Source organism: Methylacidimicrobium cyclopophantes, from assembly GCF_902143385.2.
Classification (GTDB): Bacteria; Verrucomicrobiota; Verrucomicrobiia; order Methylacidiphilales; family Methylacidiphilaceae; genus Methylacidimicrobium; species Methylacidimicrobium cyclopophantes.
This window is the reverse complement of the sequence record NZ_CABFUZ020000013.1, coordinates 1-12,626: the sequence shown is the minus strand read 5'-3', so window position 1 is coordinate 12,626 and position 12,626 is coordinate 1. Positions and strand designations below refer to the sequence as shown.

The following is a 12,626-nucleotide window of genomic DNA, read 5'->3' as shown; positions in this document are numbered from 1 at the left end:
GAACCGGCGGGTATGCCGTCGACAATGCCGACGGCCGAGGCGCAATCGACCGCAAGCGATTGGCTTCGGCAGGAGACCTTGCGTCGCGTCACTTGATTAGCCGGATAGCCGGGTCAGGAACTCCTTGCAAAAGTGACGATAGCTTATTGCGCCAACGCTGGACGGGTCATACGCGGTAATCGGCATGCCGTGGCTCGGTGCCTCGGCGAGCCGGATCGAGCGGGGAATGATCGTCTGAAAGAGAAGATCAGGGACATGACGGCGAACATCCTCGACGACCTGTTGGCTCAAGTTGGTGCGCACGTCGAACATCGTCATGAGGATTCCGAGGATGCGGGTCCTGCCCGCTTCATCGATCGTTCCCAGCTTGTGCAGGAGATCGAGGATCTTCGAAAGCCCTTCTAAGGCGTAATACTCGCACTGGAGCGGAATCAGCACGAGATCGGAGGCGGCAAGAGCATTGGCCATCAAAAGGCCGAGGGAAGGGGGAGTGTCGAGGAGAACAATTTCATATTCTTCTGCTTGCCGAAGCGGCAAGAGAGCTTTGCGCAGATGGAAAAGGGGAGATTCCGATGCGGCGAACTCCGTTTCGATCGTGGCCAGCTCCAATTCGGAGGGGATGAGCTCGAGATGCGGGAAGAGGGTGGAAACGATCTGCTCCCGAAGCAGCTTTTCCCCCACCAAGACCGAGCGAAGACTTCCTCCTGGCGCAACTGCGCCGCCCAAACCGCTCGTAGCGTTCGCCTGCGGGTCGGTGTCGATCAAAAGAACTCGCTTCCCCTGCTCCGCCAAGCAGGCGGCCAGGTTGATCGCGGTGGTCGTTTTGCCGACACCTCCCTTTTGATTGGCGATCGCAACGACCTTCATGGCAAGGGGCGACAGTGCGACAAACTTGACAAGTCGGCAAAATGTTTTTTATGTGCCTGCACTCTTTCTAACGATGATTTCGGTCGAAAATTTGACCAAAGATTATGCGGGATTCCGCGCGGTGCAAGGGATCTCCTTTTCCGTCCAAAAAGGCGAGATCGTCGGATTTCTCGGACCGAACGGCGCCGGCAAGACGACGACGATGCGGATTCTGGCCGGATATCTTCCCCCGACGGGCGGTAAGGTAGCCGTCGCCGGACACGACATCGTGGCGGAGTCGCTGGAAGCTCGGAGACATGTGGGCTATATGCCGGAAAACGTCCCGCTCTACACCGACCTCCGGGTGAACGAATATCTGGTTTATCGCGCTCGCCTCAAGGGCGTAAGAGGCAAGAAGGTCCGAGAAAGGGTAGAAGCCGTCAACCGTCTCTGCCATCTCGACGAAGTGAAGAACAAAGTCATCGGAAACCTGTCGAAAGGGTATCGACAGCGGGTTGGCCTGGCCGACGCGCTCGTTCACGAGCCCGATCTCCTGATCTTGGATGAGCCGACGATCGGTTTGGATCCGCATCAAATCCGGTCGGTTCGCGATCTGATTCGCTCCTTGGGCAATCGCCATACTATCTTGCTTTCGAGCCACATCCTCAGCGAGGTGGAAGCGGTCTGCACGCGGGTATTGATCCTTCACCGAGGGAAGATCGAGGCCGCCGACACGCCCGAGAACCTTGCCCGTTTGATTCGTGGGGGGGGATTGGGGGCGATTCGAGTGGAAGTTTCCTGCGGATCGGAGGATGCGCGGCGGGCATTCGCGCAACTGCCGGATGTCGAGACAGTGAATTGCCGTGCGGAACGGGAGGGATGGTCCGTGCTCGAGATTGCACCGAAAGCTGGAAAGGATATTCGAGACGGGATTTTTTCGATTGTACAGAAGCAAAACTGGCGACTTCGGGAGATGTCTCGCGTGCGGGCTTCCCTGGAGGACATTTTCGTGGAGCTTACACAGGACTAAGCGTAAGCCTGCCTCACGGCAGAAGAGGTCGCTGGCGTTCCCATAGGAAAAGGGGAAATGCCTCCCCTGCGAATGGCGGAGGTGTCAAAAAGGGGTTAGAAAAGAAAGGGAAGTCATGGTTCTTTGGGTTCTGATCCAACGGGAGATTCGGAGCTTCTTCATCTCTCCAACCGCATACATCGTCCTTTTTGCCTGCGCCTTGATTCATGGGCTCAACTTCGTGTTTTGGCTCGAATACATTACCAGGAATAATATCAAGGACTTCACGCTCTTGCAGGCGACGGTGAACTCGTTTTTCTTCTGGTTCCTCCTTTTAATTCAAGCGCCGCTCTTGACCATGCGCAGCTTTGCCGAGGAAAATCGGTCCGGCACCATCGAGATGATCCTGACGGCCCCTGTTCGGGAATGGGAGGTGGTTCTCGCCAAGTTCGTCGGTGCCCTCTGTTTTTTTTGCGTCCTTTGGATCCCGCTGGCACTCGACTTTCTCGGATTGCGGATTCTTTGGGGACATCCTTTGGGCGCGACCGTGAGCATGGAGCTGCTTTCCCTGGCCATGCTGTTGCTGCTCGGCGGGCTCTTTTTGGCGATCGGGATTTTCGCCTCTTGCTTGACACGAAGCCAAATGGTCGCGGCGATCCTCTCCTTTGGAGCCATCTTTGCCATTTTCTCCCTTTCCTTCGTCGTCTACCTGGGTCTGATCGGTCAGACGCGGGACCTGGTCACCTATTTTTCTTTCCTCGACCAGATGGATACCTTCTCCCGAGGCATCTTCGACTCCCGGCCCGTGGTGTTGACCCTCTCCGGCACGATCCTCTTTCTCTTTCTTACCGAACGCGTCCTCCAGTGGCGACGGCTGCGTTCCTGACGGCTTGTTCATGAAGACTCCCACCGCTTCCCAGCCTTTGCGCCTCCGCTTGCGCCTCAACAACGCGCTCACCATCGTCTTGTCCATCGCCATTTTGGTGATGGTCAATTACTTGGGCTACAAGTACTACTATCGGCAGGACCTCTCGAAGAGCGGGTATTATCAGCTTTCGGAAAAGACGACCCGCATCCTTCGCTCCCTGACCGAACCCGTGCGGATCACCGTCTGCCTGATCAATAATTCGCCGGTCCGGACGGAAATCGACAATCTCCTCCGGCAGTATAAATACGTTGGGGGCGACCGGTTGCAGATCGAATATGTCGATCCCGCGCTCCATCTGGACAGGGCGGAAGCGCTCGCAAAGCGCCTCAAGTTCGACCTGCGTGAGAACGTGGTGATCTTTGAATATCGAGGTCGACACAAGTTCGTAAATGATAAGGACATCGTGGATTACGACATGAGCGGAGCGATGCTCGGGCAGAGTCCGCGGATCAAGGCGTTTAAAGGGGAACAGCAGTTTACGGCGGCGATCCTCTCGCTGGTCGAAGGAAAGCCATTGAAGGTTTATGTCACCACGGGGCATGGAGAGCGGGAGTTCGGCAACATGAGCGCCCCCGGGGGATATGGGGAGATCGATCTCCGCATTCGCCGCGAAAACGTGGAGACCATTCCGCTCGACCTTGCGGAATTTCCAATGGTTCCTTCGGATGCCGATGCGGTGATCATCGCGGGACCCAAAGTTCCATTTCGTCCTTCGGAGGTCGAGGCGATTGCAAAATATGTGGAGGCAAAAGGGAAGCTTCTGCTCTTGGAAGGAGCGGAAAGCGTCTCCGGCCTCGAACCCTTGCTGGCAAAGTACGGGATTCGGATCGATAACGATCAGGTGGTTGCATTCGGAAAAGTGGGGGGTATGACGGGGGACATTCTGATCACTACTGCGTTAGGCACCCATTATGCAGATCATCCCGCCGTGCGAGGACTGCAAGGGTTGAGCTTGCAGATGCCCGATGCCCGCTCCCTCAGCGTGGTGCCGGATAAGCAAAATCCGAACGTGGCCAAGGTGGTCTCTTTGGTCGAAACGCCTCAGGTTTTTTGGGGCGAAACCGATCCATCGGAGGTGGCCTCGCAAAACCCGAAACGCGATCCGGGCGCGGACATTCCCGGACCGCTGGCTTTGGCGATGCTTTTCGATGGAGGGGAGTTGCCCGGACAGGGGATCCACGTCATCGGCACGAGGATCGTTGCGATCGGGTCGTCGGCGTTTTTGGTGAATCAATATATCGACGGGGTGGCGGTCGACTTTTTCTTGAATGTCCTCAACTGGATGCTCAAGAGAGAGATGGCATTAGGGATCTCTCCCAAGGTTGCGCAAGAGTTTTCCCTATCGGTACCCGCATTCCAGAGAGAGTCGGCGGGGAGCTTTGCCCTGGGAGTCGTACCCTTGGTTTGTGCTCTGCTTGGCGTCGCCGTCTACTTCGCGCGAAGAAAATAGGCTTGGCTTGTGAAACAATTTCGTTCCGGACTCCTGCTGTTGTTGGTCGCTTTGGGGTTGTTCGGCTACATCGTCTTGGTCGATCGGGGGAAACAGTCCACCGAAGAGCAGCTCCGCACGGAGAAGCAGATTTTCCATTTCCAGAGCCAAAATGTGACTTGGCTTCGGATTGCCGCTTCGGACCATAGCGTGACTCTCGAGAAGAAGGAGAACCATTGGCGAATCACGTCTCCCATTCGCGCGGAGGCCGATGATTCCGCCGTGGATCGTCTTCTCACGGAACTTGAGTTTGTAGAGTCGGAGCGGACGATCCCCTCGAAGGAGTTGGGGAAAGTAGATCCTCTCAAGCAGTGGGGACTGGCGGCTCCTTCGCTGATCGTAGAGTTTCGAGACGGGAAAGAGACCCACGGACTTTATATCGGCCGCAAAACCGCCGTGCGCGACCTCGTCTACGCGAAAACGGCGCAAGACTCGAATGCCCCCGTTTATTTGGTAAACTCCACGGTGGCGGACCGCCTCGACAAGAGCGTCGACGACCTTCGGAATCGAGTGGTCTTCGGCTTCGATAGCTTCTTCGTTCAACGTTGCGGTGTCGACCAGGGCGGAGCCACGCCTCTGACCGTCGAGGTCGCCCGCCAGGGGACGAAATGGCAACTCCTCAAGCCGTTGACCGCTCGTGCCGACGCAACCAAGGTCGATGAATGGCTCTCCGCCCTCACGACGCTTCGAGTGCGCAAGTTCATCTCCGACGACGGCGCCGCTTTGAATCAATACGGATTGGCCAGTCCCAGCGACCAAATCTGGGTCGATCAAAAAGGGGAAAAACCCAAGGAGGAGCGGCTTCTCATCGGTTCCTCCGTTCCTGGAGATCCGAACGACGTCTACGCCAAGAAGGTCTCGGATAGTGCGGTCTTTACTCTTCCTGCAGCGACGGTGCAGCAGCTGGCCCGCGGCTTTTTTGCGAGCGTGCGAGATCGCCATGTCGTCCCGTCGTTCTCCGTGAGCGAGGTCAGCCGCTTCGAGGTCGATCAGAACGGAAGGGGCATCGGATTTACCAAGCGGAGCGCCGGATGGACCGTAGATGGTCCAGGGTATAAAGGGGTTGTCGACCGCGAGCGGGTGGAGATGTTCCTGCGCTCCTTGCGATCTCTGGAGACGAAGAGTTTCGTCCAGGACGTACCCTCGGATCTCCACTCTTTCGGGTTGGATCATCCGGAGGGGAAGGTGGTCCTGCAGTTGGTGGAAGCCGGTGGAACCAACGCCGCTCCGGTCGATCTCTTGCTCGGGCGGAGCGATAAGGACGGAACATACGTCAAAAACTCTCTGGAGCCTTTCATCTACCGAATTGCTTCGCAATGGTTGCAGGAGCTTCCGAAAGAGGCATGGCAATGGAAGGGTTTGGAAATCCTGCAACTGCAGCCCAAGGATGTTCAGGAGGTGCAGCTCTCCTTTCCTTCCGCTTCGGCCACGATCCGGATTTCGTCCGACGGCAAGATCCTGGTGAATGGAGCGGAAGGAGCGATCGCGCAGCAGGCTAAGGTTGCAGTGGACCGACTTTCTCGGCTTCGAGCGGTGCGTTGGCTGGGTCCCGCCCGTCCCGAATTCGGCTTGAGCAAACCAGAGGCTACCCTCTTGATTCGAGCGGGTAAGACGACGGTGGTTCACATCGGAGGGCTCTTGCCCGATGGGGGAAGAGCCGCCCAGATCGAAGGGGATTCCCTAGCATTCGAGCTGAGTGCGGCCGAATTCAAGGGGCTCGGCGAGCTTGCGTCCGAAGGGCAGAAGGTTGCGTCGCCGCGTCGAAGTTGACAGGGGGAGCTTCGGTCTTGCCGGTCTTGCGATCCGGAGGGCCTGTTTTGGTTTCGTTCTCCGAGGAAGGACCATTTTCCCGATACCGAAGCAAGGCCCGGTGCACGAGGAAAAACGCGACTCCCGCCGCCGGGAGACCGACGATCAGGGAGCCGACCGTCATGGGCCATCCCCATCGCATGAGCCCTTTCCAACTGACCACGTCGCGAAAACTCACGTGCCCCATGGGGAGGAGATGGCTCTGACTCCCGTATCCCAAGAGAAATGCGCCGATCTGGTATTCGAGCCAGAGTAGGCCCGGCACGAACGGCAGGGCGATGTCATGGGCCGCAACTCCTAGAGCGGCGGCGATCAGATTGGCACGGAGCGGCCAGGCGGTGATGAAGGCGAGAACCGTCTTAAACCCGAAAAACGGCGTAAATCCGTAGAAAATGCCGATGGCGAAGCCGAGGGCGATGGGGAAGGGATCGGCACGAAGATGGAAAAGTTTCTTATGGGGATGCTGAGCATGGTCTTTGAGTAAGTGCCAGAGTCGACGAGGGCGCAAATTCATGATGCGCAACAGCACTTCGGGCGACGCCGTCTAGAGATCCCGTTTCTGCTGGAAGAACTGAAGGAAAGATCCTCGCTCTTGCGACAAAACGCAAGCCTATCGGCCTCGGAAGCGTGGATCGCTTTTAAGAAGCCGAAGGACGTACGAGGACTCCGTGGAGGAAGATGTCGACGAATGTATTGATCGCTTCCTCTCGGTTTCGTATCCGCTCGGCTTCCGGAAAGAGGGTTTGGATTACCTGGTAATGGACGACGATGCCCACGAAGGCCCGGGCCGCCAGCGTCGGGTCGATCGAACGGAAGACGCCTTCCCTGCTTTTGGAGAGAATGTAGGAGCCTAGGTGGCGATTGAAAGTCTCGATGTAGGCCTCGAAGAACATGCGGGAAAGCTCGTGACCTTCCAGCCCGCTGAAATAGAAGAGCCGCAAAAACTGCGGATCGGCTTCCACGGAAGCGAACATGGCGCCGGCGATTTCGTGCAAGACTCTCTCCGCGCTCTCGTTCGTTTCCGCTGCGTGGCGGAGTCGATCGAGCAGCGGGGCGAGCTTTTCGATCTTTTTTTCGATGATGGCGGCGTAGAGGCCTTCCTTGTTCGGGAAGTAACGGTAGATGAGCGCTTCGTTGACCCGTGCATGGTCCGCGATCATTCGAGTCGTTGTTCCCTTGAAGCCGCGTGCCGCAAAGAGAGACGTGGCCGCTGTTAGGATCTTCTCTCGGCTCTTGGAAGGGCCCTTGCATCGGAGAGAAGTTGACATGGAGGCGAGAAGCTAGATAAGTAATCATTTACTTTCGCTCTGCGTCAAGAGTTGTTCTTCTTGGATGGGGCGTGTGGACATGGCGCTCGCTCGAAACGAAATCGAATCTCCTTCCGCGGCAAAGACCGGATCCGCCTCGGACCAAGGGCGTGAGCAGAATCGGCCGCGGCTTCTGGGCGGTCGAGCCCGGCTGGTTTCCTCGATCCTCCTTTCGGCTCTGATCGGAGGAGTGGTTGCCGTGGCCTCTCTTCGGTTTCTCATCTCCTTCTTTTCGAATGAGACCACGGATGACGCCTTCATCGCAGGCCATATCATCCGGGTCTCGCCTAAGGTTGCGGGACACGTGGTGGGCTATCACATCGACGACAACATGGATGTGAAGAAGGGGCAGCTTCTCATTGAAATCGATCCTCGAGATTACCAGGCCCGCGTTGCCTTGGCCCAGGCGAACCGGGATTGGGCCGATACGGAATGGAAAAGAATGGCTCAACTCGTTCGAAGCGCTTCCGTCTCTCAGCTTCAACTCGACGGAGCCTGGGCCGCGAAGCTCTCTACGGAAGCCTACCTGCGCCTGACGCAGCTGCAGCTGGGATATACGCAAGTGTTTGCTCCGGAAGATGGACGGATCACGCAGCGAACCGTGGAACGAGGCCAATACGTCCAGGTCGGCGAGACGCTGTTTTCGATAGTGCCCTCCCATGTTTGGGTCGTCGCCAATTATAAGGAGACCCAGTTGACCAACATGCGTCCGGGTCAGCCCGTCCTCTTTCGGATCGACGCCTATCCCGATCATCTCTACAAAGGACATGTGGATAGTCTGCAGCGAGGCAGTGGAGCCCAGTTCAGCCTGCTGCCGCCCGAGAACGCGACGGGCAACTACGTCAAGGTCGTGCAAAGAGTCCCGGTGAAGATTCTATTCGACCAGCCGATTCGAGCCGGGGAGACGGTGGGGCCGGGAATGTCTGTCGTTCCTTCGGTTCGGGTTCGGGAGATTGCGGTGAGCCCGATCTGGGAAGCGGTGGCGTTTGCCGGGGGAGCCTTTGCGGGAATTCTTCTCGTCTTTTTGCTTTCTCGGCGGCAGAAAAACGGGGTAAAGGGGGCGTAAGGCTTCGGTTCTTCGTGCCAGAGGGAATCCGGCGACCCGACGGAGCGACTCTGTTTCGGGGCGGCGCGGAAGGTTGGGTTTTCCACAAGCGGAGGAGTCGGGAAGGAGGGAGACTTCGGCTCCTCCGAATGTGGAGCTGCTCGAAGAGGCGGGGTCGGGGAAGAACTGCTTGCACCGTTTTCGACCGTTCTACCGGCTCTTTGACCGTCTCTCGCTTCTTGTTTCAGACAGCAGAGGCGCAGACGTCCTCGGGTTCCTCGTAATCGGCGCTCTTGGAGCTTTCTATATTGCCGAGAGCGGGCATCCAGTGATTTTCGACGACAACGAGGGCCTCTACGCGGGGGCGGCGCGCGAAATGCGCGCTCGAGGGGACTGGATCCTTCCGACGCTCGACGGCGTCCCTCGCTGCCAAAAGCCTCCGCTCGTCTACTGGCTGATCTTACTGAGCACCGGCCTCTTCGGGGAAAACGAATTCGCGGTTCGCCTACCGCAAGCGCTGGCCATGTTCGCCTGGATCGGAGCTACTTATTCCCTCGGTGCCTCGCTGAGAGGACGCAATGACGGATTGATGGGAGCCTCCATCCTGGGAACGGCGTTCGGCTCCTTCGTCTTCGGCCATATCCTCATGCCGGAGATCTTCCTTGCGGCTTCGATCGCATGGAGCTTCTGGTTTCTCTGGAAGACGCTTACGGAGGGAAAGAAACGCTATCTGATCGGGCTCTGGATCGCGATCGCCGTGGGAACCTTGGCTAAGGGCCTCCACGCCCTCTTCTATCCTCTTGCCGTGGTTGGATTGCTCGTACTTTTCGCTCCGGAATGGAGGCGGAGGGCCGCCGGGATCTTTCGCTGGGAGGGCATCACGCTCTTTTTTTGTCTTGTGATTCCCTGGTACGCCCTCATGGAGGGGAGACTTCCCGGATTTCTTTGGGAACATTTCGGAAACGAGCAGTTCGGCCACGCGGTGAACCGGCGCTACCCGCCGGATGCGGGAACCGTCCGTCTGCCGGTCTTTCTGAGTGAGCAGTTCCTCTTTCTTCTCCCCTGGAGTCTCTTTGCCGCAGCCCTCTGGTTGCCTTTCCCTCATAGGAAAGCCGTTCCGACGGCTCCGAGGGACCGCGGAACGCTTTTTCTCGGTCTCTGGATCCTGGTGACTTTTTTCTCTCTCGTCCGTTCGTCGTTGCAGGACTATTATGCTCTGAGCTGCTTTCCGGCATTGGCTCTCTATTTGGCTCGCCCATTTTGCCGCTCCGGGGAAGGACAGTCCCATTGGACAATTTGGATTCCGTTCGCGGTGATCGTCGCGCTGGCGGCGGCGGCCGGAGCAGCGGGCCTGTGTTTTTGGTCGAGCACCCATCATCTCTCCGCGATCGCTGCGGCTCCGGTGGACAGGCGGGACAACTTCCTGGCGGCAATCTTCGGATTTTCCTTCAGCACATGGCGTGCTTTCGTTCCGCTGCTGCTGTGGGCGAGTTTGAGCCTGATCCTTGGAGGAACGGCGGCGCTCTGGTTCGCCTTCCGAGGAAATCGGCTCGCCTCTGGCCTCTGCCTTGCCCTCTCGATGCTTCTTCCCTTGGCGGAAGCAGGGCGAGGCTTCCAGCTGCTTGAGGATTACTTCTCCTCGGAAAAGATCGCTCGGTATCTCAACACGGTGCCTGCGGGGAATCGACGAATCATCGCGGACGGCGAACCGAACTTCTTTTCCAGCCTTTTCTTTTATCTTCGAAAAGGCCAAGTGTTCTGGCTCCACTCCTCTTCGGCATCGTCCTTCGTTCTGCGCAGTTGGCCCGAAAGCCAGAAACTCTCTCTTTCCGAGGAAGAGTTTTTACGGCTCTGGAGCGGAGAGAGGCCGATCTACTTGATTTGCGAGCAGTCCGCCATGAAGCGATGGAAGCCCATTTTCGATGAGACGACGCCGTCCTGGAAAGCAATTCTCCGTTGCGGAACGCGCGTCTTGGTCGTAAATGGTGTGGAAGGGGGGTCGTGAGAAGATGATCCGTCGAGAAGAGATGGAAGAGGCGATTCGCCTCTTCCAAGAGGAGGATGAGCAATGGAGAGGGATCGTCGACCGGATGTCCAAAGAGGAGAAGACACAGTTCTACCTAGCCGTCGAGGGGGCATCCGGGCGCTGGGTCGGATCCGATTCCTTGCTCGAGGATGACCCAGAGGACTAGCGCTTTGCGGCGTCTGTTCCGCTCGGTCCGCCTTCTTCATCGGATTTGCTTTTCCACGCCCGCAGCTTGTTTGTCTTTCCACGGTGCGGGAGGAAACGGTGCCTCCCATCTTGGATCGGAACCCATTCATGGAGTCTCGGGTAGGAACTTTTAAAAAACGAACGCTAGGAGCTCTTCGCGGGATCGCCGGCCTCGCCGGCCACTCGACGATGGGCCCACTCGAAAATCGGCAAAAGCCGTCGCGGTAGGAGACGGCGAGCCTCTTCGGCGTCTACCCAGCGGAATTCTTCGTGCTCCGGCTTGCCGAGCGCCGGGTTGATGCCGAAAACCACCTTTTTCCTCCGGCTTTCGGCAAGATAGTAGCGTGCAATTTTATTTGCCCCATAGAGTTGCGTTTCCCGAAACTCTTCTCCCCACGGGAAGCGGAGCGTTCGGATTCCGGTTTCCTCGTAGATTTCGCGGCGGGCTGCCGCAAAAGGATCTTCTCCCTGCTCGACCAACCCTTTCGGAAAGTCCCAGTTGCGGAAGGCTCGAAGGAGAAGATAGCGCACTTCCCCTCTATCCCGGCGAAAAAGGATGGCCCCGGCGGAGAGACGAGGCTTCGGGGCGCTCCTCATGGCCGTGGCTTCGGGGGAAAATGAAAGGCTTCGCGCAGATTCGCAGCGGTTGCGTCACGATCGGCGAGGGGCTGGAGCCCGAAGCGCCATTCCAAGAAACGAAGAAAGGATGTGGTGTCATAGACATGGTGATCGACACCCCCTTTTTTCGTGTATGGGGAGATCACGACGGCCGGTATGCGGGTCCCCGGACCCCACCGATCGACTCGAGGCGGTGGGAGATGATCCCAGAAACCGCCGAACTCGTCGTAGGTGAGGAGGATGGCACACCGAGACCAATAGCGGGATGCCTGGATGGCTCGAATGAGGGAGAGGATATGCTTCTGCCCGTCTTCCACATTGGAATAGCCAGGGTGTTCGCTGTTTGCGCCGAGGGGCTTGACGAAGCAGACCGAAGGGAGTCGATCGCTTTGCAGGTCGGCAAGGAAGTCGGCCTCGTCTTTGAGATGGAGAGTCCTCTCCGCGCTCCCGGGCCCGTAGCGCGCAAAATAGGCGAAGGGTTGGTGATGAAATTGGAAAGTGGGTGGCGGCCGGCCCGCGACCGCATCCCGCCATCCGCCCGAGTACCAAGCCCAACGCACTCCCGCTTCGCTCAAGCGGTTGCCGATTGTCGGCATCGTCAGCGGAGGAAGCAAATGATCGATCGGCGTGGCGGGATGATGAGGGGCAATTTGGCCTTCGACGGTTCCGACGACATAGCCGTCCGGAGTGACCTTACCGTCCCGCCGGAGTCCGATGAGGTTTCCACTTTCGTCGAAAACGGGTTCGGCGATCCAGTCGGCCGGAGGGTGAGCCCAGGATGGAGTTTGGGCGGACACCAACCACATATGGTTGAGAAAGGAGCCTCCGAAGGCCGCCTGGAAGAAATGGTCAAGGACCGTATATTCCCGAGCGATACGATAGATGGGCAGTCGCTGGGTTTCATAATAACCCATGGGTAAGGCGCCGGTCGTTCCCCATGCGACGTATCCGCTGCCGACGCCTCCCGCGATCTGAAGCTGATTCCGATAGAAGGAATGGATGGGGTCAGGAATCAAATCCCGCAAAGAGACATAGGAGAGAAGCGGGAAGGGTCGATTGGGAAGGTTGGGCGGAAATCGATGATCGGGAGTTCCGGCTTCCTGGACCGGGGGGAGACGCTTGTAGGGAACTGCGAAACGATCGACTTGTACCCCTACCGCCGCCGTTCTCGGAATCCCCTCGGCATCTGGGAACTCCCCGAAAAGATTATCGAAGCTATGGTTTTCCTGATAAAGGAGGACGATATGATCGATCGGGACCGATGGAACCGGAGCCGCCCTTGCGGTACTGCCGCCCGGCAGCAGGGCGAGGAGGAGGGTGGAGAGCAGAAGGGATGGTGGAACGTGCCGTCCGAGCGCTCGGA

12 protein-coding genes are annotated in these 12,626 nt (G+C 58.0%); 7 read left to right on the top strand and 5 right to left on the bottom strand.

The features are described 5' to 3' along the window. Nucleotides 1–96: 96 nt before the first annotated feature. Nucleotides 97–867: a ParA family protein gene (locus tag FN369_RS00450; protein WP_142524255.1), complete on the bottom strand. Its 771-nt coding sequence runs from the start codon at nt 865–867 to the stop codon at nt 97–99. 73 nt (nt 868–940) lie between these two features. On the opposite strand from FN369_RS00450, the gene FN369_RS00445 reads away from it, so the two are divergent. From FN369_RS00445 to FN369_RS00430, 4 genes are all read left to right on the top strand, one after another. After that, nucleotides 941–1,876 (top strand): ABC transporter ATP-binding protein, encoded by a 936-nt coding sequence (locus FN369_RS00445; protein ID WP_142524254.1) that lies wholly within the window; start codon nt 941–943, stop codon nt 1,874–1,876. Between the two features lie 115 nt (nt 1,877–1,991). Continuing rightward, nucleotides 1,992–2,741: an ABC transporter permease gene (locus FN369_RS00440; protein ID WP_142524253.1), complete on the top strand. Its 750-nt coding sequence runs from the start codon at nt 1,992–1,994 to the stop codon at nt 2,739–2,741. A gap of 10 nt (nt 2,742–2,751) precedes the next feature. After that, nucleotides 2,752–4,233: a GldG family protein gene (locus tag FN369_RS00435; protein ID WP_142524252.1), complete on the top strand. Its 1,482-nt coding sequence runs from the start codon at nt 2,752–2,754 to the stop codon at nt 4,231–4,233. Nucleotides 4,234–4,242: 9 nt separating this feature from the next. Beyond that, nucleotides 4,243–6,042, top strand: a complete 1,800-nt coding sequence (locus FN369_RS00430; protein WP_142524251.1) for a DUF4340 domain-containing protein — start codon at nt 4,243–4,245, stop codon at nt 6,040–6,042. Here the strand turns inward: FN369_RS00430 and FN369_RS00425 are convergent. Further along, nucleotides 5,981–6,595, bottom strand: coding sequence for a DUF2062 domain-containing protein (locus FN369_RS00425; RefSeq protein ID WP_142524250.1), 615 nt, complete (start codon nt 6,593–6,595; stop codon nt 5,981–5,983). The two genes, FN369_RS00430 and FN369_RS00425, sit on opposite strands and share 62 nt — an antisense overlap. A gap of 124 nt (nt 6,596–6,719) precedes the next feature. Beyond that, nucleotides 6,720–7,349: a TetR/AcrR family transcriptional regulator gene (locus FN369_RS00420; RefSeq protein ID WP_142524249.1), complete on the bottom strand. Its 630-nt coding sequence runs from the start codon at nt 7,347–7,349 to the stop codon at nt 6,720–6,722. A 64-nt stretch (nt 7,350–7,413) separates the two neighbouring features. On the opposite strand from FN369_RS00420, the gene FN369_RS00415 reads away from it, so the two are divergent. From FN369_RS00415 to FN369_RS00405, 3 genes are all read left to right on the top strand, one after another. Then, the gene (locus tag FN369_RS00415; RefSeq protein ID WP_246189458.1) at nt 7,414–8,454 is read left to right on the top strand and encodes an HlyD family secretion protein; all 1,041 of its coding nucleotides are present in this window, start codon (nt 7,414–7,416) and stop codon (nt 8,452–8,454) included. Nucleotides 8,455–8,527: 73 nt separating this feature from the next. Beyond that, nucleotides 8,528–10,438, top strand: a complete 1,911-nt coding sequence (locus tag FN369_RS00410) for an ArnT family glycosyltransferase (RefSeq protein ID WP_142524248.1) — start codon at nt 8,528–8,530, stop codon at nt 10,436–10,438. Nucleotides 10,439–10,442: 4 nt separating this feature from the next. Then, nucleotides 10,443–10,625 (top strand): hypothetical protein, encoded by a 183-nt coding sequence (locus FN369_RS00405; protein WP_142524247.1) that lies wholly within the window; start codon nt 10,443–10,445, stop codon nt 10,623–10,625. 164 nt (nt 10,626–10,789) lie between these two features. On the opposite strand, the gene FN369_RS00400 is transcribed toward FN369_RS00405, so the two are convergent. Next, on the bottom strand, nt 10,790–11,176 hold the full coding sequence (locus FN369_RS00400) for an NUDIX domain-containing protein (RefSeq protein ID WP_246189457.1): 387 nt from the start codon (nt 11,174–11,176) through the stop codon (nt 10,790–10,792). Between the two features lie 62 nt (nt 11,177–11,238). Then, a partial coding sequence (locus FN369_RS00395; RefSeq protein ID WP_142524245.1) for a phospholipase C occupies nt 11,239–12,626 on the bottom strand: 1,388 nt, incomplete at its 5' end.